The sequence below is a fragment of the Luteimonas notoginsengisoli genome, from assembly GCF_042648885.1.
Classification (GTDB): domain Bacteria; phylum Pseudomonadota; class Gammaproteobacteria; order Xanthomonadales; family Xanthomonadaceae; genus Luteimonas; species Luteimonas notoginsengisoli.
The window spans coordinates 238,763-257,592 of record NZ_JBHRYF010000002.1; the positions used below are offsets into that span (position 1 = coordinate 238,763).

An 18,830-nucleotide genomic window follows, 5' to 3' on the forward strand; every position below is an offset into this window, starting at 1 on the left:
GGTTCTGGAGAGTCGGGAGATCGCGGCAGAAGCCGCTCCGACGACAGCGGCGGCCGCCATCAGTAACGCCGGCCGCCCTGTTCGCCGTAGGCGCGCAGGACCGCGCGCGCGTCGTCGCGCTGGATGTCCCGCACGACCTCGATCCCGCGCTTGCCCAGCTCGCCGATCCAGTCCGCGGGCAGCGGCCCCTCGTCGAACTCGGTCAGCGCCATCACGTCCTCGGCGCGGGCGCTGATCAGCAGGCGATCGATGCCCGCCCAGATCGTGGCGCCGTAGCACTGGCAGCACGGCTGCGCCGAAGTGGCCAGGGTGTAGCGGCCCTCGGGTTCACCGGCCTCGTCGCGGTTGAGCCGGGCGCGCTGCAGCCTTTGCTGGGCCAGCATGTAGGCCATGGTCTCCGCGTGCCCCAGCGACGTGTTCTGCGGCAGCACCACGTTGACCCCGACCGCGACGAGGCGGTCGTCGGCGTTGAAGACCGCCGCGCCGAACGGGCCGCCGGTGCGGGCTTCGAGGTTGCGGCGCGACAGTTCGATCGCCAGCGAGACTTTTTCCGCATCGGAACCGTAGCTGCGCGCGCCGTCGACTGCTTCGTGCACCCACGCCGGCAGGGTGAGGTGGATCTGTGCGTAGAGCATCAGGACGTCGTCTCCGATGGTGACTGCAACGGCATGGAGGATCGCCCGGGTTCGCAGCGTCCGGCGTTGCACGAGCAACTGCTGATCTGGCGGAACCCGCAGACGCCCATGCGTCCGTCCTTCGCACACTGCGACTGCACGGCTGCCGGGTCGGTGGGGCTGTCCTTGTTGACGCATGCCGGCATCTCGCCGCAGCAGTTGCCGACGTTCTTGACCGCGCAGTCGGCGTCGACCTTGCAGCGGCTGTCGATCACCGGGGCCTCGCGCACCCGGTCGGGAGGCAGCGGGCGCGACATCTCCGGGGGCGGCTTGGCCTGGGGCTGCGACGGGGCAGCGGCGCCGTTGGTGGCGGGGGCCGTGCAGGCGGCCAGCAGGGCGAACAGGCACAGCGCGATGGCCTTCTGAACCAACTTCGGCATGGTCAATCTCCCTTCTGCATCCACGAAGCTCGCGTGCACGCGGCGATCGAGCGAATCCCGACGTTCGCCGCGCGCAACGTCATGGCGTTGCGGACCACGTGTCGCGCAGGCTGACGCTGCGGTTGAACACCGGCGAGCCGGCGCGGTGGTCGCGGCGATCGGCGACGAAATAGCCCGTGCGCTCGAACTGGAAGTGCGTTTCGGACGCAGCGTCCGCTGCCGCCGGCTCGACATACCCCTGCACGACCTTCCGCGAGTCCGGATTGAGATGGTCGCGGTAGGTCTTGCCTTCGCTCTCGTCGTCCGGGTCGGCGACCGAGAAGAGGCGGTCGTAGAGGCGGATTTCCGCCGGCACCGCGCGCGTCGCGTCGACCCAGTGGATGGTGCCCTTGATCTTGCGGTTGGCACCTTCCATGCCCGGCCGCGATTCGGGGTCCAGCGTGCCGCGCAGTTCCACGATGTTGCCTGCGTCGTCCTTGACCACCTCGTCGCAGCGCACGATGCCGGCGCCGCGCAGGCGTACTTCGCCGCCGGGCACCAGCCGCTTCCAGCCTTTGGGCGGCACTTCGGCGAAGTCGTCGTGTTCGATCCACAGTTCGCGCGAGAACGGCACCTCGCGCGTGCCGAACGATTCGTCCTTGGGGTGGTTGCCGAACGAGAGCGTCTCGGCATGCCCCTCGGGCAGGTTGGTCAGCACGAACTTCAGCGGCGTGACCACCGCCATCCGGCGCGGCGCGTGCGCATCGAGGTCGTCGCGCAGGCAGCCTTCCAGCACCGAGAAGTCGATCACCGAGTTCTGCTTGCTGATGCTGACGCGGTCGACCAGCAGCCGCAGCGCCGCCGGCGTGTAGCCGCGGCGGCGCAGGCCCTGGAGGGTGGGCATGCGCGGATCGTCCCAGCCGTCGACCAGGCCATCGTTGACCATCGCCACCAGCTTGCGCTTGCTCATCACCGTGTAATTGATGTTCAGGCGCGAGAACTCGATCTGCCGCGGCCTGGCGGCCTCGTTCGGCAGGCCCTTGGCCAGCAGCGGCGCGAGCAACTCCGGCGAGCCGGCGAGATCGACCCGTTCCACGCACCAGTCGTACAGCGGCCGGTGATCCTCGAACTCCAGGGTGCACAGCGAGTGGGTGATGCCCTCGACCGCGTCGCCCAGGGAATGGGCGAAGTCATACATCGGGTAGATCGGCCAGGCGTCACCGGTGTTCTGGTGCGCGACCTTCTTGATCCGGTACAGCGCCGGGTCGCGCAGGTTGATGTTGCCGCTGCCCATGTCGATCTTCGCCCGCAGGGTGCGCGCCCCATCCGGGAACTCGCCGGCGCGCATGCGCCGGAACAGGTCCAGGTTTTCCTCCACGCCGCGGTCGCGGTAGGGCGAGTTGCGGCCCGGTTCGGTCAGCGTGCCGCGGTACTCCCGTACCTGCTCGGCGCTGAGGTCGCAGACGAAGGCGTCGCCCTGGGCGATCAGCTTCTCGGCGGCGAGGTAGAACACCTCGAAATAGTCGGAGGCATGGCGCAGGCTGGCCCATTCGAAGCCCAGCCAGCGCACGTCGTCCTGGATCGCCTGCACGAACTCCGGGTCTTCCTTGGCCGGATTGGTGTCGTCGAAACGCAGGTTGCACAGCCCGCCGAACTCGGCCGCGATGCCGAAATCCAGGCAGATCGCCTTGGCGTGGCCGATGTGCAGGTAGCCGTTGGGTTCGGGCGGGAAGCGGGTGCGGATGGCCGCGTGCTTCCCCGCGGCCAGATCCTGGCGGACGATCTGGCGGATGAAATCCTGCTTTTCGACGGGCGCGGCGGGTTCGCCGACGCCGGTGGCGGTGCTGTGGCTCATGTGCGGGGGGCCGGGAAAAACAACAGTTTAGCCGAGGCCACCAGCCCGCGAGTGCTTCGATGGTCGCCTCGCGAGGGCAGGGTCGAGCCGTCCCGGAGGACGGTACGTGGCGACTGGCACGCATGTTGCGTGCGGCATCGTATGGACGGGGGCAGAGGCGACTCGGTGTCGGAGACAGCACCACAGGACGGGACGACCGCGGCGCCGCAGCGCGCCGTTGGCTCCACCCTGCCCGGAACTGGCCGATGAGCGTGCCTACGCTACGCCATTCCTCGCGCCACGAATGGCTGGTCGGGGCTTGCCTGCTGGCGTTGCTGGGTCTGTTGGCCAGCGCGGTCGCCGGCGGCCTGCCCGGCGCCGAGACGGTCCCGGTGCAGCTGGCGCCGGCGGGACCAGGCCCGGATGCGCCGATCACCGCGGACGGGCAGGGCCTGGTGGTCGATGGCCGCTCGGCGGACGCGGTGGTGCGCATGCATTTCACCCTCCCGCAGCGCGCCGACCGCGACGATCCTTGGGTGGTCTGGATCGAGCGCAAGCCAGTCGAACGGGTGCAGCTGGCCCGGGACGAGTGGAGCAGCAGCTCGCGTGGATTCTTCAGCCCGCGCACCGGCGTCGGGCCGCTCCCGACCGGCTACGCATTCGCCCTGCCTTACAGCTGGCAGGGCGATGTCGACCTCGAACTGCGCGCCGCCGGCGACCTGCCAGCCGTGCTGCGTCCGCGCGTGGTCGCCAATGCCGAGGCCTGGCGGATGGAGCGCCAGGGCGTGGCGATCAGCGCGACGATCTACGCCAGCCTGTTCACCCTCGCGCTGCTGGCGCTGGCGCTGTTCTCGGCGGCGCGCGACCGGTTGTTCCTGACCCTGTTCGGCTGCGCCACGCTGACCCTGATCACGCTGTCGGCGATCAACGGCCACCTGTACCAGGTGCACGGGCTGCGCTGGCTGGCCGCGTGGGGCGTCCAGGGACTGCTGGCGCTGCAGTTCCTGCTCTGCGCCTCGCTGCCGCAGCTCCTGCTCCGCTACGCAAGTACGCGTCGGCTGCATCCCGGGATCACGCGCGGCATCGACATCGCCTGCATCGCGATGGCGGTGCTGGCGGCGGTCTGCCTGCTTGACCTGCAGCCGCTGGTGCGCTGGTTGCTGCCGCTGTCGCTGCTGTCGCGCGCGGCCTGCGCGCTGGCATGCCTGTGGCTGGTGCTCGATGCCGCCCGCCGCCGCCTGCCGATGGGCTGGCCGCTGGCGATCCTGGCGGTGCTGACCATCGCCGCGGGCACGGGCCGGCAGCTGATGCTGTGGGGCTACCTGCAGGACCTGGCGTGGCTGCGTTCCGGCGAGCAGCTGGCGCTGGCCGGCGCCATGGCGATCCTCGCGGTCGGGGTGATCAACCGCATCAGCGACTACCGCGACCAGCGCGACCGGGACCAGCTGGCACGACTGGACTCGGAACGGCGGATGCAGCGCGAAGCCGCGCGCTCCGACCTGAACGCCGCGTTCCAGGTGAAGCTGCGCAGCTGCGCCGAGGGCGACATCGAATGGACCGCCTTCCACCTGCTGCTCGAACACCTGGTCCCGCTGGTACGCGCCGGGAAGGCGGTGGTGGTGGCACGCGGTTATCACGGTCGCAACGTCCAGGTGTCGGTGCCGGCCGCGCGCAAGGCCGAGGCCGAGGCGTTCCTGGCCAAGCGCGAGCTGTCGCTCAAGCGCCACGCCGCCAACGGCATTCCGCTGCAGCAGCCGCTGAGCGCGGGCGACGACGGCGCGCTGGCGATGGAAGCCCTGGTGCCGTTGCCGATCCGGGCACCGGCCTGGGGCATGCTGCTGCTCGAGCGCGCCGGTGGCGAGGGTTTCACCACCGAGGAGCTGGCGCTGGCCGGCGAATTCATCCGCCTGGCCCTGGTCCACGTCGACCAGGCGCTGACCGCGATCCAGCTGCGGCGTTCGGCCGAGCTCGACGCCCTGACCGGCACGTTCAACCGCCGCACCATCGACCAGTGGCTGGTGCGCAGCTTCGGCGAAGCCGAGCGCGATGGGCAGCCGATCTCGGTGCTGTTCGTCGACATGGACCATTTCAAGGCCATCAACGACAAATATGGTCACGCCTGCGGCGATCACTGCCTGCGCACGGTCGCGCAGGCGCTGCGCGGGTCCCTGGGCGAGGGTGACCTGCTGGGCCGCTACGGCGGAGAGGAATTCATCGCCGTGCTGCCGGCGCGCGGCGGCGCGGCGGCGCGGATGGTCGGCGAGCAGCTGCGCGCCGACGTCGAAGGGCTGATGCTGGAATGGGAAGGACAGCCGCTGCGCCTGACCGTGAGCGTCGGCGTGGCGACCCGACTGCACAACGAACTTCCGGCCGAAACGATCGACCGCGCCGACAAGGCCCTGTATGCCGCCAAGCGCGGCGGCCGCAATTGCGTGCACGTGGCCCCGGCCGTATTCAGCTGACCGGACACATGCCGGGCCGCGCCCTTTCGCAGGGGCCAGGTCCGCGAGGATCCTCGGGAAGACGATCGTCGCGCTAGCCGCGCCCGCAAACGGGGAGGTGGGGCACGCAAGTCCTTACCATGTGCCGTCGCCGCTTCGGCGCCCCATGCACCCGCATCGATGACGCATTCGCGCAACGAACCCCGGGCCCTGGCCTGGATGCTGGCCGGTGCCGCGATCATCGGCACCAACGGGATCCTGGTCGAACTGGCCGGTACACCGCCGACGGTGTCCGCGTTCTGGCGCATGGCGTTTGCCGGCGCGATGCTGCTGGCGTGGGTGGTGGCCTCGGGTGGCTGGCAGGTCCTGACACGGCGGGCGTGGGGATCGATCGCCGCCACGGGCGCGTTCTTCGCCGCCGATCTTTGGCTCTGGCACCGCAGCATCCTGCTGGTCGGCCCGGGGCTGGCGACGCTGCTGGGCAACGCGCAGGTGTTCTTCATGGCGTTGGCGGGTGCGCTGTTCTTCCACGAACGCCTGACCCCGCGTTTCCTGTTCGGTCTGCTGCTGGCGTTTGCGGGGTTGTGGCTGATGCTGGGTTCGAACTGGGCGCAGCTGCCGCCGCAGTATCGCTGGGGCGTCTGGCTGGGGCTCGGTACCGGCGTGTGCTACGCCGCCTACAACCTGGCACTGCGTCGCTCGCAGCGCGAAGCCCAAGGCGAGCGCGCGCGTCCGGCACCGGTCGCGCAGGTCCTGGGGATCGCGGCCCTGGTCAGCGCGACGTTTCTTGGCGGCGCGGCAGCGGCGGAGGGCGCGGAGTTCGCGATTCCGTCGCTGAAATCGCTGGTGGTGCTGCTGGCGCTGGCCGGCTTCGGCCACTGCCTGAGCTGGGTGCTGATCTCCCGCGCGATGTCGCACCTGCGCGTGGCGCTGGTCGGGCTGCTGCTGTTGCTGCAGCCGGTCGTGGCCTTCGTGCTGGACGTCTGGCTGTTCGGTCGCGCAACCGAGCCGCGCGAATGGATCGGCCTGGCGCTGAGCCTGGCCGGCATCTTCCTGGCCGGCCTGAAAGGACGCGCGCGCGCCTGAACCGGCGGCCTGACCGGCGGCGACGCTGAAGCGCGGCCCGTGCCTCCAGTCCTCCGACCGGGCAAGGCCTCAGTACGTTCCCTCGATCTCGATCGCGCAGACGTAGATCAGCTCGCACGCGCCATTGCCGGCGTCGGAGCGGGTGAGCGAACTGCGCCAGTGGCGCCCCTGCGGCGTCGTGGCTTCCACCAGCCAGCCGTCGATGCGGACCCGGTCTCCCTCGCGCACCTTGCGCAGCGTGTGCGCGACGCGGCCATCGAAGGGGATCATGTGCATGTTGGCCGAGCTGCGATGGATCTGCTCCGGCGGCAAGGGCGCTTCGCCTTCCCAACGATACGAGTACCAGCGCGCCGATTGCGCGATCCGCATCCGCGATAGCACGGCGGGGTCGGCCATCGCCTGCCAGCCCAGCGCGAGATCCGTCGGCGACAGCGACGACTCCGCGTCCATGACGTAGTCCGCGCGACCGAGCACCCGCGCATCGAGGCTGAAGCCCGCCAGCGGTTGCAGCGTCGCGACCTCGAGTTCGAACGCGGGCAGGTCGGGCGGAAGCTCGCTTTGCAACGGTTCCGCTCCGCGCGCCACGCGAGGCGGGGGCGGACATCGCGGCACCGCGCCGGCGGCCGGCGACGGGGGGCTTGGCACGCGCGGCGACACCGGCGAGTACCACCAGCCGAGGACGCAAAGCACCAGCAGCGCCGCGGCCAGTCGCGGGCTCACGCGCCGGGTCCGCCCGGCGCATGCGTCTGCGACGTCCCGGCATCGGGCACGAGCAGGTCTGGCGGCAGTTGCCGGAATACCTCGGCCAGCTGTTCAAGGAAACCCGCCATCGCCGAGCTCCTGCGCCAGACCATGGCGATGCGCCGGCTGGGCGCGTGGTCGCGGAACCGGACCAGGTGGATGTTGTACGAACGGGCGACCGGCGGCTTGACGGCGAGCGTCGGCAGCAGCGTCACGCCCACATCGGCCGCCACCATCTGCCGCAGCGTTTCCAGGCTGGTGGCCTGAAACTCGCCTTTCTCGCTGGCGCCGGCCATGTGGCACACATCCAGGGCCTGGTCGCGCAGGCAGTGGCCGTCGGCGAGCAGCAGCAGGCGCTCATCGGCCAGGTCGCGCAGGGACAGCGAGTCCTGCCGCGCCAGCGCGTGCGATTCCGGCACCGCGAGGACGAAAGGCTCCTCGAACAGGAACTCGACGTGCAGTTGGTCGTCGGCGACCGGCAGCGCGAGCAGCGCCGCATCCAGCCGGCCATCGTGCAGGCGCGCGAGCAGCACGTCGCTTTTTTCCTCCACCAGCAGCAGCTCCAGCTGCGGGAAACGCGCGCGGATGCCGGGCACCACGTGCGGCAGCAGGTAGGGGCCCAGCGTGGGGAAGATGCCGAGCGTGACCGTGCCCGCTTCGGGATCCTCGCTGCGACGCGCGGCCTGGCGCATCTGTTCGACGTCGGCGACGATGCTGCGCGCGCGCGCGGCGACATCGCGCCCCGCGGGGGTCAGCATCACCTTGCGCGGCGCGCGTTCGACCAGCGGCACGCCCAGCTCTTCTTCCAGCTTGCGAACCTGGGTGGAGAGCGTGGGCTGGCTGACGAAGCACGCCGCGGCAGCGCGACCGAAGTGCAGGTGCTCGGCGAGGGCGACGAAGTACTTGAGGTCACGCAGGTTCATGGTGCTGCCTCCCATCACGCCGCGCCCCGCGGACGTTTCGATCGCCGCGGGGCCGCCCATGCTTCCCTCCGTGGCGGGAGAGGGGAGCGTGGAGACACGACATCAGGCCGCCTTGACCTCGGCGTTCGTTTCCACGGCCGGACTGCTGGTGCGGATCAGGTGGTCGAACGCGCTCAGCGCAGCCTTCGCGCCGTCTCCCATCGCGGTCACGATCTGCTTGTACGGCGTGGTGGTGGCGTCGCCGGCGGCGAACACGCCTGGCAGCGACGTGCGGCCGGCGGCGTCGACTTCGATCTCGCCGCGCTGCGACAGCTGCAGCGTGCCCTTCAGCCACTCGGTGTTGGGCAGCAGGCCGATCTGCACGAACACGCCCTCGAGCTCGACGCGGTGCACATCGCCTCCGACGCGGTCACGATACGAAAGCGCATTGACCCGGCTCCCGTCTCCATGCACCTCGAGGGTCTGGCCGGAGGTGATGACGCGGACGTTGCCCAGGCTGCGCAGCTTGCGCTGCAGCACCTCGTCGGCACGCAGCCTGTCGTCGAACTCGATCAGGGTGACGTGCGCGGTCAGGCCGGCCAGGTCGATCGCCGCCTCCACGCCCGAGTTGCCACCGCCGATCACCGCCACGCGCTTGCCCTTGAACAGCGGGCCGTCGCAATGCGGGCAGTAGGCCACGCCCTTGTTGCGGTACTGGTCCTCTCCGGGCACACCCATCTGCCGCCAGCGGGCGCCGGTGGACAGCACCACCGTACGCGCGCGCAGCGAGGCGCCACTTTCCAGCTTGACCGTGGTGATGCCGTCGGCGTCCTGTTCCAGCGCCTGCGCGCGCTGCAGGTTCATGATGTCCACTTCGTACTGGCGCACGTGCTGTTCCATCTGCGCGGCCAGTTTCGGGCCCTCGGTTTCCTGCACCGAGACGAAATTCTCGATCGCCATCGTGTCCAGCACCTGGCCACCGAAACGCTCGGCGACCACGCCGGTGCGGATGCCCTTGCGCGCGGCGTACACCGCGGCCGCGGCGCCGGCGGGGCCGCCGCCCACGACGAGGACGTCGAATGGCGCCTTCGCGGCGATCGCACTGGCTTTGCGCGCCGCGGCGCCGGTGTCGAGCTTCGCCACGATCTGCTCCAGGCTCATCCGGCCCTGGTCGAACAGTTCGCCGTTGAGGTAGACCGACGGCACCGACAGGATCTCGCGCGCCTCCACCTCGGCCTGGAACAGCGCGCCGTCGATCGCGACATGGTGGATGCCGGGGTTCAGCACGGCGGCCAGGTTCAGCGCCTGGACCACGTCCGGACAGTTCTGGCACGACAGCGAGAAATAGGTCTCGAAGCGGTATTCGCCCTGCAGCGCGCGCACCTGGTCGAGCAGCTCCGGCGCGGCCTTGGACGGATGTCCGCCGACCTGCAGCAGGGCCAGCACCAGCGAGGTGAACTCGTGGCCCAGCGGGATGCCGGCGAAGCGCACGTCGATGTCCTCGCCGGGCGTGGTGATCGCGAACGAGGGCTTGCGCTGGTCGTCGTCGCGGCGCACTTCGATCGACACCTTGTCCGACAGCGCGCGGATGTCCTCGAGCAACTGCAGCAGCTCGCGTGACTTGTCGCCGTCGTCCAGCGAGGCGACCAGCACGACCGGCCGCTGCAGGCGCTCGAGGTAGGCGGCGAGTTGGGTCTTCAGATCGTCGTCCAGCATGGCTTCGATTCTCCGGTACGGGGCAGACGCGTAGCGGGCGTCCTGCGCGGGGCAGGTCGCCGCCGGCGTGGGGATGGACCGCAAACCGCGCCGCATGCACGGTCTCCGGTCCATCCCCGCTTGCGCGGGGATGGGTTGGAATCGCCGGTGAAAGCGGCCATGGCAGCGATCGCCATGGCGGCTCCCACGCTGGCGACGTGGTCCTAGATCTTGCCGACCAGGTCCAGCGACGGCTTCAGGGTCTTCTCGCCTTCCTTCCACTTGGCGGGGCACACCTCGCCCGGATGCGCGGCGACGTACTGCGCGGCCTTGACCTTGCGCAGCAGTTCCAGCGCGTCGCGGCCAATGCCCTCGGCGGTGATCTCGACGGCCTGGATCACGCCCTGCGGATCGATGATGAAGGTGCCGCGGTCGGCCAGGCCGACGCCCGGGCGCATCACTTCGAAATTGTTGGTGATGGTGCCGGTCGGATCGCCGATCATCGCGTACTTGATCTTGCCGATCGCGTCGGAAGTGTCATGCCACGCCTTGTGCGAGAAATGGGTGTCGGTGGACACGCTGAAGACCTGCACGCCGAGCTTGTCGAACTCTTCCTGGTTGAGGGCCAGGTCTTCAAGCTCGGTCGGGCAGACGAAGGTGAAGTCGGCGGGGTAGAACACCACCACGGACCACTTGCCCTTGAGGTCGGCGTCGGTGACTTCAATGAACTCGCCGTTCTGGTAGGCGGTGGCGCGGAACGGCTTGATTTCGGTATTGATGACGGACATGGGGTTCCTCGGTTGGTTGCAGGAAGGCCGGCGGCTGCCGACGTCGGGGACTAGATTAGGCGAGGCCTATCGATATGTGAAATTGATTATATCGATTCTATCGATAGGTTGCGACTATGGGGATCTCGAGCTCCTGACGATGGCAGTGCGCCAAGCAGGCTTATCTGCATTGCAAGGTGTTGTTGAACGGTTGGCGGCACAATGCCCCTCCTTTGTTCGTCCACCCAGCGAGGACGCCATGTTCCAGACCGCGATGCAGCGCCTGGCGCTCCATGAGGCCGCGCCGGCCGGCGCGGCCGGAACTCGCGAGACGCGTCGTGGCTGAGACCGACGCCGACATGTCGGCAGACGCCTGCCTGCGCGTCGCGCGATCCAGCGTCGAGGCCGGCGAGGCCGCGCTGCTGCTGGCGCACGTACTGGGTTGCAGCCGCGGCTGGCTGTACGCGCACGGCGATGCGGTGGTGCCGGCGCCCGACGCGGCCCGGTTCGCGGATCTGGTCGCACGTCGCGCCGCCGGTGAACCGGTGGCCTACCTGATGGGCACGCGCGGCTTCTGGGGCTTCGACCTGGCGGTCGGCCCCGACACCCTCATTCCACGACCGGAAACCGAATTGCTGGTCGATCTCGCACTGGCGCGCATCGCGCCGCAGCGGCCGGCGCGGGTCGCCGACCTCGGCACCGGCAGCGGCGCGATTGCGCTCGCGATCGCAAGCGAACGCCCGCATGCCACGCTGGTCGCCAGCGATGCCAGCGCCGCAGCGCTCGAGGTCGCAGCCCGCAACGCCCGGGCGCTGAGCGTGGGCAATATCGAATTCCGCTACGGCGACTGGTTCGCGCCGCTGGCCGGGGAACGTTTCGACCTGGTTGCCAGCAATCCGCCCTATATCAGCGAGGACGATCCACACCTGGCGCGCGGTGACCTGCGCTTCGAGCCGCGCGCCGCCCTGGCATCCGGCGCCGACGGGCTGGACGCGATCCGCGCCATCGTTGCCGCCGCTCCTGCGCACCTGCGCGACCAGGGCTGGCTGCTGGTCGAACACGGCTGGCAGCAGGGCGCCGCGGTGCGCGCGCTGTTCGAGGCTGTGGGCTTCGTCGATGTCGACACCCGGTGCGATCTGGAACAGCGCGATCGCGTGACCCTCGGACACCGCTGACGCGCCCGCGGGCACGATCGCCTCGCGTCCGCCAGGGCAGCCCGGGACCGACTGATAAACTCGCCGGACGCTTTGTCAGGAATCCACGCATGCGCACGCTCTATCCCGAGATCGAGCCCTTCGACTCCGGCAGGCTCGAGGTCGATAGCCGCCATACGCTCTACTTCGAGCAGTGCGGCAATCCCGACGGCAAGCCGGTGGTGCTGCTGCACGGCGGCCCGGGCGGCGGTTGCAGCGCCAAGATGCGACGCTTCCACGACCCAGCGAAGTACCGCATCGTGCTGTTCGACCAGCGCGGCGCCGGACGCTCGACGCTGCACGCCGACCTCACCGACAACACCACCTGGGACCTGGTCGAGGACATCGAGAAGCTGCGCACCAGGCTCGGCATCGACAAATGGCAGGTGTTTGGCGGCTCCTGGGGCTCCACGCTGGCGCTCGCGTACGCGCAAAGGCACCCGTCGCACGTGACCGAACTGGTGCTGCGCGGGATCTTCATGCTGCGGCGCTGGGAGCTGGAATGGTTCTACCAGGAGGGTGCGTCGCGCCTGTTCCCCGATGCCTGGGAGCACTACATCAAGGCGATTCCGGAGGTCGAACGCCACGACCTGATTTCCGCCTTCCATCGCCGGCTGACCAGTGAAGACGAGGCCGTGCGCCTGGCCGCTGCCCGGGCCTGGAGCGTGTGGGAAGGCGCCACGAGTTTCCTGCACATCGACCCGGACTTCGCCGACAGCCACGCGGACGCACGCTTCGCGCTGGCATTCGCGCGGATCGAGAACCACTACTTCGTCAACGGCGGCTTCTTCGAGGTCGACGACCAGTTGCTGCGCGATGCGCCGAAGATCGCCGACATCCCCGGCATCATCGTCCACGGCCGCTACGACGTGGTCTGTCCGATCCAGAACGCCTGGGACCTGCACAAGGCCTGGCCGAAGGCGGAGCTGGCCATCTCGGCGGCGTCGGGGCATTCGGCGTTCGAGCCCGAGAACGTCGACGCGCTGGTGCGGGCCACGGACGGTTTCGCCTGAGGCCCAATCGGACCACGGCAGGCCTCAGTCCGCCGGTGAACCATCCGGGTTGTGCTCGATCATCCACAGCCCGGCCCACAGCTTCAGGTCCAGCTCGTAGCCCTCGGCATACTTCTGCATCAGCCAGGCCGGGGCCTGCGCGCGCGGGATGGTGTGCACGGTGATGTTTTCGTCGTCGACGCCGCCGCCATCGCCGACCTTCCGCAGGTCGCGGGCGCGCGCGAAGGCGATGCGTTCATTGCTCATCCCGGCGGTGGTGGGGCCGACCAGCAGCACGTCGATGCGGCCCGGTTCCCAGCCCGTTTCCTCGATCAGCTCGCGCCGCGCGGCGCTTTCGAGCGTGTCGCCGGCTTCGCCGTCGCCGACCAGTCCGGCCGGCATCTCGATCGTCTTCGCGCCCAGCGGCACGCGGTATTGCTCGACGAACAGCACGTGGTCGTCCGGCGTCACCGCGATGACCAGCACCGCGAGCCCGTCCTTGCCGTGCGTGCGTTCGCAGGACTCCCACTGGCCGCGCTTGACCATGCGCAGCCATTCGCCCTGGTAGAGGATCTGGGGCGACTCGTTGCCGGATTCGTTCATGCCTCGATCCTACCGCGCCGCGATGGCGGATTGCAGACGATGCGGCGCACCTGCAATGGCCATCGGAAACGACCGATGCGCCTCCGATGGCGCGCTACGAGGCGGGAAACCCGATGCCCGCGGCGGTCTGCAGGCGCCGCCGCGTCATCGGCCCGAAGCGCATCGCCTCGCACAGCGCGAGCAGCACCGCCGCGTCGGCACTGCCGCGCAGGAACGGGGGCGCGGCGCCGGACAGCGGCGCGTCGAGCGCGATCGTTGACAGCTGCCGGCACAGCAGCGCCTGCTCGCGGTGCAAGCGCAGTTTCGCCCCGGCCTGTGCGGCGCCGCGGAAGCGCAGGAACGCGACTTCGTCGATCCGGTCCAGCAGCGCATCAAGGCTGCCGAAGTGGGCCAGCAGCACGGCGGCGGTCTTGGCCCCGATGCCGGGCACGCCCGGAATGTTGTCCACCGCGTCGCCGCTCAGGGCGAGGTAGTCGGCGATCTGTCGGGCTTCCACGCCGTGGCGGGCCTTCACCCCGGCCATGCCCCAGCGCTGGTTGCGGGCGAAATCCCACTGCTCGTCGTGCTCGTCGAGCAGCTGCGACAAGTCCTTGTCGGCCGACACGATCACGCCGCGGTGGCCGTGCGCGCGCGCCTCGCGCAGGGCGCTGCCGATCAGGTCGTCGGCCTCGTAGTCCGAATGCGACAGCGAGACCAGGCCCAACGCGTCGCACAGCGCCCGGCAGTACGCGAACTGGCGCTTGAGCGCCGGCGGCGCCGGGTCGCGGTTGGCCTTGTAGGCCGGATAGATCGCATTGCGAAAGCAGCTGTCGAGCGCCTCGTCGAACGCGACCACGATGTGCTGCGGGCGTTCGCGCTCGAGCAGTTCGAGCAGGAAGCGGGCGAAGCCGTGCACGGCATTGGTCGGCCACCCGTCGGCGTCCGTGAACTCGTCGGGCATCGAATGCCAGGCGCGAAAGACGTACAGGCTCGCGTCGACCAGGTAGAGGGCCGGGCGCGGCGCCGCGGGTGCCGGCACGCTCAAGCCGGGCTCCAGTCCGTCAGCAGGGTGCGCGGGTCGGGGCGTTCGCGCTCGGGCACCGCCATCGCAGGCGTCCCGATGTGGATGAAGCCGACCACGCGCTCGTGTTCGCCCAGTTCCAGCAGCACGCGCACGTCCGGATCGTACGCAGGCCAGCCGGTCAGCCAGTTGGCTCCGAAGCCGAGCGCCTGGGCCGCCTGCAACAGGGCGAAACAGGCGCAACCGGCGGTCAGCAGCCGTTCCTGTTCAGGAATCTTGGTGTCGCCGGGGTCGAGGACCGCGATCACCGCGATGACCAGCGGCGCATGGTTGAAGCGCTGGCGGTCCTTCTCGATCGCCCCATCGCCCGCAAGCGGGTCGCGGTGCAGGGTAATCGCAGCCAGCGCCTCACCCAGCGCCAGTCGCGCATCGCCGGCAATTCGCAGGAAACGGAACGGCACCCGCTTGCCGTGGTCGGGCACGCGCGAAGCCGATTGCAGCAGGCGCAGTACGGTGGCATCGTCCGGGCCCGGCAAGCCCAGTTGCCGGGCCGGCACCGAGCGCCGCGCATCAAGCGTTTCGAGCGTGGAAAAATAGGGGTTTTGGCTATTTGCGGGCTGGGTCACAGACATGAAGCTCCACTTAATGGATCGTATTCAGCTAGGGCATTCCGCCTTGGCGCATTCTCCCCCGAAATGACGCAACACGACGCCCCCGATCTGATGGCCCGTCCGACGCAGCACCGCGCAGGTAGCGAAGCGGTGCGCGTCTACGAAACCATCAAGCGCCACGCGCTCACGGAGATGGCCGGCGTCCTCTCGGGCTTCTGGGGCAGCATCGAGGAGCAGGTCAGGCTGGCGGCGCTGGCCGGCCACGATTACAGCGCAAACCAGGACGACCGCGTCGCGATCACCGCGCTGCACCAGCGCGCGCTCGAACTGGCGACGCGCTATCGCGACGCGATCGAACGCGAGTTCGGCCGATGGCTGGATCCCAAGCCCACCGAGACGGTGGAAAAGTCCCTGAGCCTGATGTCCGAGGACGAGCTGGAAATCCACCTCGCCGGCCAGCAGACCACGGAATTGCTCGACCATCAGTTCCTGCACCCGCTTGAAATGATGGACGAACGCCTGCAATCGCTGGCCAACGCGCTCGGCGCGCACGGCAAGCGCGCCAACCCGATGCGCCCGGAGGCGGCGGTCGCGGCCTTCACCGGCCTGTTCGAGCACGACGACCTGACGCCGGGCCTGCGGACGATGGTGTTCCGGCTGCACGAAAAACGCCTGCCGCACGCGCTGGGCACGATCTACGAGCGTGCCAACGCAGCGCTCGAAGCGGCCGGCTTCGGCGGCATGGGCGCCGCGAAACCCCAGCGTTACGGCGGCAGGATGGCGCCGGCGCCGGCGCCATCCGCTTCAGGTCGCGCGGATGCGGGCGCCGGTGACGGGCTGTGGGTGCCCGACGGTGGCGTGGTCGAACACATGCAGGGCTACGCGCAACCCGCTGGAGGCGGCCAGGCGGGGCCGGGCTTCGCTGGGCCAATGCCGATGCAGGGCCAGGCGATGCCTGCGGGCATGCCCGGATTCGCGGGGCCGATGCCGGCGCAGCAGTTCGGTGCGTCCATCGCCTCGCAGGTGGCCGCCGCCGGCGGGGCAGCGCCGCAGGCGGCGGACTTCGCCGGGCGCGTGCCGCGCTACCGCGACGTGGTCCGCGAACAATTGCGCACCTGGCGCACGCGCCAGGCCGAAGCGAGTGAACTGGCCGCGCGACAGGCGGCGGAACACGCAGCCGCCGACGCCGCCAACCATGTGCTGGGCACCGAGGACCTGCTCAACGTCGCGCGCATGCTGCAGGGCGACGACCCCGCGCCGTTCGTCCGCGCGCTTTCCGGTGAAAGCGGCTACGCGCTGGCCGGCGCGCTGCGCGAGGAAATCCTGGACGGTATCCGCCAGCTCGGCTTCGATCCCGAGGACACCGCGCTGAGCAATGACGAACAGGACGCGATCGACCTGGTCGGCATCCTGTTCCAGTCGCTGGTCGAGGCCAACGAGTTGATGCAGCGCGCCCGCGCCATGTACGGCAAGCTGGTGGTGCCGTACCTGAAGGTCGCGCTGACCGACGACTCGATGTTCAATCGCCGCAGCCATCCGGCGCGGCGCTTGCTCGACGTGCTCACCGAGGCCTGCGACGGCAATGCCGGCGACACGCCGCAGGATCGCGAGACGCTCGATCGCGCCGAGCAGGCGGTCGACCGCGTGGTCGCCGAGTACGACGACGACCAGGCGATCTTCGAACTGGCCGCCACCGAGCTGCGCGACCAGCTCGACCAGCAGCGCAAGCGTTCCGAACTCGCCGAGAAGCGCACCGCGGAGGCGATTCACGGGCGCGAGCGCCTGCAGCACGCGCGTCGCGCCGCCGAAGGCCTGGTGGCTTCGCGCGTCGCCGATCGCCCGCTGACCGAGGCGATCGCGAATTTCCTCGATGGCCAATGGCGTCATTACCTCACCCAGACCTGGCTGCGCGATGGCGCCGATTCGGCGCGCCACCACGCGGCCATCGCCCTGGGCGACGCGATGGTGCAGGTCGACAACGACGCCGCGCACGCCCGCGGCGCGGTGGTGGCCGACCAGCTGCTCGCACTGCAGGCGCCGCTGGTGGACTGCTATTCGAGCTGCGGGCTCGATGCCGGCAGCGCGCGCGATTCGATGGCGCGCATCATCGCCGCGCTCGGCTTGCCCGACACGGTGCGCAAGGTGCACGTGCCGCGCGCCGACGAAGGCGGCGCCGACGCGTTCGATGACGAGCAGAAGCCGCCGATCCTGCGCGTCGTGGGCGGCCACGACGCGCTGGAGTTCGATCCTGCCATCGCCGCGCGCATGCGCCGGCTGCGTGCCGGGCAGGGGCTGCGCCTGGTCGACGATGAAGGTCGCGAGACCGCCGCGCGCGTGGCATGGATCAGTCCGCTGACTTCGCGGCTGTTGATCGTCAACCGCCGCGGCGCGCGCAAGATGGTGGTGTCGCCGGAAGAGCTCGCGCTGCTGGTCGGCAACGGGCAAGCGATCGTGCGCTCGGTGGACGCGCCGTTCGACGAGGCGATGAAGCAGCTCTGGCAGCGGCTCAACGAGGTGCCGGCGGCCGCCACGGTCAACTGAGCCGGCGCGAGCCGGGCAGGCAGCACCGATGCCCGGGCCCCGCGGTGCAATCGCACCGCCGCGGGCGATTCGCTACGATGGCGAACGACCGGACCTCGGAGCCAGGCATGACAGTGACGATCGGTATCGCACGCGAGACCGCGCCCGGCGAGCGGCGCGTCGCCGTCACCCCGGAAACCTGCAGGAAGTTCGTCGCCGCCGGTGCCACCGTGCGGGTCGAACGCGGATCGGGCGATGGCGCGCACTTCCCGGACGCCGCCTACGCCGACGCTGGCGCGCAGCTGGTCGACGACACCGAAGCGGCGCTGGCGCAGGCCGATGTCGCGCTGTGCGTGCAGCCGCCCGGCCCGGCGGCGATCGCGCGCCTGAAGCGGGGCGCGGTCCTGGTCGGCAGCCTGCAGCCCGACGCCGACCCGGCGCGCGCCGAGGCGCTGCGCGCGAACGCGATCGTCGCCTTCCCGCTCGAACGGCTGCCACGCACCACCCGCGCGCAGGCAATGGACATCCTCAGCTCGCAGGCCGGCATGGCCGGCTACAAGGCAGTGCTGATCGGCGCGCAGCTGGCGCCCCGGTTCTTCCCGATGCTGACCACCGCCGCGGGCACGATCCGGCCGTCGAAGGTGCTGATCGTCGGCGCCGGCGTGGCCGGGCTGCAGGCGGTGGCCACTGCCAGGCGGCTGGGGGCGCAGGTGGAGTGCTTCGACGTGCGTCCGGAAACACGCGAACAGATCGAATCGCTGGGCGGCAAATTCCTCGACCTCGGCGTCAGCGCCGCGGGCGAAGGCGGCTACGCGCGCCAGCTCACCGACGAGGAGCGCGCCGAGCAGCAGCGCCGACTGGGCGAGCACCTCAAGGGCATCGACGTCATCGTCTGCACCGCAGCGGTGCCAGGCCGCCCTGCGCCGAAGATCATTTCCGCGGCGATGGTTACCGGGATGAAGCCCGGCAGCGTGATCGTCGACCTGGCCGCCGAGGCCGGCGGCAACTGCGAGCTGACGCAGCCGGGGCAAACCGTCGAGCACGGCGGCGTGGTCATCGCGGGCCCGTTGAACCTGGCCAGCGGCGGCGCGCTGCACGCCAGCGAGATGTATGCGCGCAACGTCTTCAACTTCGTCTCGCTCCTGCTCCGGGACGGCGTGCTCGCTTTCGACTGGAACGACGAGCTGCTGGCAAAGACCGTCTGGCCAAGCCCGCCGGCCTGATCCTGGGCGATCGCCGCCCTCGTCGCTTGCAGGAGCGGTTTCAGCCGCGAGCTTTTGCCCGCAGCCAAGCCAAGGTCGCTGTCTCCCCGCATTCGCGGGTACGACGAATGAAATTGGCTTGCAGAAGTGGCTGCAGCCGCCAGTCGCCGAACGTCTGCTGCTTGCGCAAACGATCCCAAGCTCGCGGCT

General features: G+C 69.8%; 17 protein-coding genes. 7 read left to right on the forward strand and 10 right to left on the reverse strand.

Annotated features, from left to right (window positions below):
- Nucleotides 1–59 precede the first annotated feature (59 nt).
- From ACFOM9_RS06715 to ACFOM9_RS06725, 3 genes are all read right to left on the reverse strand, one after another.
- Nucleotides 60–635, reverse strand: a complete 576-nt coding sequence (locus ACFOM9_RS06715) for a nucleoside deaminase (protein WP_386707951.1) — start codon at nucleotides 633–635, stop codon at nucleotides 60–62.
- Nucleotides 635–1,054 carry a hypothetical protein gene (locus ACFOM9_RS06720; RefSeq protein ID WP_386707954.1) on the reverse strand — a complete coding sequence of 140 codons (420 nt, stop codon included), beginning with the start codon at nucleotides 1,052–1,054 and terminating at the stop codon, nucleotides 635–637. Before ACFOM9_RS06720 ends, ACFOM9_RS06715 begins: the two co-directional genes overlap by 1 nt.
- Nucleotides 1,055–1,133: 79 nt before the next feature.
- Nucleotides 1,134–2,888: a glutamine--tRNA ligase/YqeY domain fusion protein gene (locus ACFOM9_RS06725; protein ID WP_386707957.1), complete on the reverse strand. Its 1,755-nt coding sequence runs from the start codon at nucleotides 2,886–2,888 to the stop codon at nucleotides 1,134–1,136.
- A gap of 245 nt (nucleotides 2,889–3,133) precedes the next feature.
- Here ACFOM9_RS06725 and ACFOM9_RS06730 point away from each other — a divergent pair, with 245 nt between their 5' ends.
- Nucleotides 3,134–5,329 carry a sensor domain-containing diguanylate cyclase gene (locus ACFOM9_RS06730; protein WP_386707960.1) on the forward strand — a complete coding sequence of 732 codons (2,196 nt, stop codon included), beginning with the start codon at nucleotides 3,134–3,136 and terminating at the stop codon, nucleotides 5,327–5,329.
- Nucleotides 5,330–5,488: 159 nt separating this feature from the next.
- Nucleotides 5,489–6,394 (forward strand): DMT family transporter, encoded by a 906-nt coding sequence (locus ACFOM9_RS06735; RefSeq protein ID WP_386707963.1) that lies wholly within the window; start codon nucleotides 5,489–5,491, stop codon nucleotides 6,392–6,394.
- Nucleotides 6,395–6,463: 69 nt separating this feature from the next.
- Here the strand turns inward: ACFOM9_RS06735 and ACFOM9_RS06740 are convergent, their stop codons facing one another.
- From ACFOM9_RS06740 to ahpC, 4 genes are all read right to left on the reverse strand, one after another.
- The gene (locus tag ACFOM9_RS06740; protein WP_386707966.1) at nucleotides 6,464–6,958 is read right to left on the reverse strand and encodes a hypothetical protein; all 495 of its coding nucleotides are present in this window, start codon (nucleotides 6,956–6,958) and stop codon (nucleotides 6,464–6,466) included.
- A 152-nt stretch (nucleotides 6,959–7,110) separates the two neighbouring features.
- Entirely contained in the window at nucleotides 7,111–8,058 is a 948-nt protein-coding gene (locus ACFOM9_RS06745; protein WP_386707969.1) for a LysR substrate-binding domain-containing protein, read from the reverse strand.
- Nucleotides 8,059–8,160: 102 nt separating this feature from the next.
- Nucleotides 8,161–9,753 carry an alkyl hydroperoxide reductase subunit F gene (gene ahpF, locus ACFOM9_RS06750; protein WP_386707972.1) on the reverse strand — a complete coding sequence of 531 codons (1,593 nt, stop codon included), beginning with the start codon at nucleotides 9,751–9,753 and terminating at the stop codon, nucleotides 8,161–8,163.
- 203 nt (nucleotides 9,754–9,956) lie between these two features.
- Complete coding sequence (gene ahpC / locus ACFOM9_RS06755; protein ID WP_386707975.1) at nucleotides 9,957–10,520, reverse strand: alkyl hydroperoxide reductase subunit C; 564 nt, start codon at nucleotides 10,518–10,520, stop codon at nucleotides 9,957–9,959.
- On the opposite strand from ahpC, the gene ACFOM9_RS06760 reads away from it, so the two are divergent.
- The 3 genes from ACFOM9_RS06760 to pip all read left to right on the forward strand — a co-directional run bounded on the left by ACFOM9_RS06760 (nucleotide 10,510) and on the right by pip (nucleotide 12,705).
- Entirely contained in the window at nucleotides 10,510–10,845 is a 336-nt protein-coding gene (locus ACFOM9_RS06760; protein WP_386707978.1) for a hypothetical protein, read from the forward strand. The genes ahpC and ACFOM9_RS06760 overlap by 11 nt on opposite strands.
- Entirely contained in the window at nucleotides 10,838–11,674 is an 837-nt protein-coding gene (prmC, locus tag ACFOM9_RS06765) for a peptide chain release factor N(5)-glutamine methyltransferase (protein ID WP_386707981.1), read from the forward strand. Before ACFOM9_RS06760 ends, prmC begins: the two co-directional genes overlap by 8 nt.
- A gap of 89 nt (nucleotides 11,675–11,763) precedes the next feature.
- The gene (gene pip, locus ACFOM9_RS06770) at nucleotides 11,764–12,705 is read left to right on the forward strand and encodes a prolyl aminopeptidase (protein WP_386707984.1); all 942 of its coding nucleotides are present in this window, start codon (nucleotides 11,764–11,766) and stop codon (nucleotides 12,703–12,705) included.
- 24 nt (nucleotides 12,706–12,729) lie between these two features.
- On the opposite strand, the gene ACFOM9_RS06775 is transcribed toward pip, so the two are convergent.
- The 3 genes from ACFOM9_RS06775 to ACFOM9_RS06785 form a co-directional block, all read right to left on the reverse strand.
- A complete protein-coding gene (locus ACFOM9_RS06775; protein ID WP_386707987.1) occupies nucleotides 12,730–13,287 on the reverse strand; it encodes an NUDIX hydrolase in 558 nt (185 codons plus the stop codon).
- A 94-nt stretch (nucleotides 13,288–13,381) separates the two neighbouring features.
- Complete coding sequence (locus tag ACFOM9_RS06780) at nucleotides 13,382–14,311, reverse strand: 5'-3' exonuclease (protein WP_386707991.1); 930 nt, start codon at nucleotides 14,309–14,311, stop codon at nucleotides 13,382–13,384.
- The gene (locus ACFOM9_RS06785) at nucleotides 14,308–14,919 is read right to left on the reverse strand and encodes a nitroreductase family protein (RefSeq protein ID WP_386707994.1); all 612 of its coding nucleotides are present in this window, start codon (nucleotides 14,917–14,919) and stop codon (nucleotides 14,308–14,310) included. Before ACFOM9_RS06785 ends, ACFOM9_RS06780 begins: the two co-directional genes overlap by 4 nt.
- 90 nt (nucleotides 14,920–15,009) lie before the next feature.
- Between ACFOM9_RS06785 and ACFOM9_RS06790 the strand changes: the two genes are divergently transcribed.
- Nucleotides 15,010–17,439: a DUF1631 family protein gene (locus ACFOM9_RS06790; protein WP_386707997.1), complete on the forward strand. Its 2,430-nt coding sequence runs from the start codon at nucleotides 15,010–15,012 to the stop codon at nucleotides 17,437–17,439.
- A gap of 107 nt (nucleotides 17,440–17,546) precedes the next feature.
- Nucleotides 17,547–18,641 (forward strand): NAD(P) transhydrogenase subunit alpha, encoded by a 1,095-nt coding sequence (locus ACFOM9_RS06795; protein ID WP_386708000.1) that lies wholly within the window; start codon nucleotides 17,547–17,549, stop codon nucleotides 18,639–18,641.
- Nucleotides 18,642–18,830 lie beyond the last annotated feature (189 nt).

Coding starts and splice junctions, on each gene's coding strand:
- ACFOM9_RS06715 (WP_386707951.1), bottom strand. CDS start 635: ATGCTCTACGCACAGATCCACCTCACCCTGCCGGCGTGGGTGCACGAA.
- ACFOM9_RS06720 (WP_386707954.1), bottom strand. CDS start 1,054: ATGCCGAAGTTGGTTCAGAAGGCCATCGCGCTGTGCCTGTTCGCCCTG.
- ACFOM9_RS06725 (WP_386707957.1), bottom strand. CDS start 2,888: ATGAGCCACAGCACCGCCACCGGCGTCGGCGAACCCGCCGCGCCCGTC.
- ACFOM9_RS06730 (WP_386707960.1), top strand. CDS start 3,134: ATGAGCGTGCCTACGCTACGCCATTCCTCGCGCCACGAATGGCTGGTC.
- ACFOM9_RS06735 (WP_386707963.1), top strand. CDS start 5,489: ATGACGCATTCGCGCAACGAACCCCGGGCCCTGGCCTGGATGCTGGCC.
- ACFOM9_RS06745 (WP_386707969.1), bottom strand. CDS start 8,058: ATGAACCTGCGTGACCTCAAGTACTTCGTCGCCCTCGCCGAGCACCTG.
- ahpF (WP_386707972.1), bottom strand. CDS start 9,753: ATGCTGGACGACGATCTGAAGACCCAACTCGCCGCCTACCTCGAGCGC.
- ACFOM9_RS06760 (WP_386707978.1), top strand. CDS start 10,510: ATGACGGACATGGGGTTCCTCGGTTGGTTGCAGGAAGGCCGGCGGCTG.
- ahpC (WP_386707975.1), bottom strand. CDS start 10,520: ATGTCCGTCATCAATACCGAAATCAAGCCGTTCCGCGCCACCGCCTAC.
- pip (WP_386707984.1), top strand. CDS start 11,764: ATGCGCACGCTCTATCCCGAGATCGAGCCCTTCGACTCCGGCAGGCTC.
- ACFOM9_RS06775 (WP_386707987.1), bottom strand. CDS start 13,287: ATGAACGAATCCGGCAACGAGTCGCCCCAGATCCTCTACCAGGGCGAA.
- ACFOM9_RS06785 (WP_386707994.1), bottom strand. CDS start 14,919: ATGTCTGTGACCCAGCCCGCAAATAGCCAAAACCCCTATTTTTCCACG.
- ACFOM9_RS06790 (WP_386707997.1), top strand. CDS start 15,010: ATGGCCCGTCCGACGCAGCACCGCGCAGGTAGCGAAGCGGTGCGCGTC.
- ACFOM9_RS06795 (WP_386708000.1), top strand. CDS start 17,547: ATGACAGTGACGATCGGTATCGCACGCGAGACCGCGCCCGGCGAGCGG.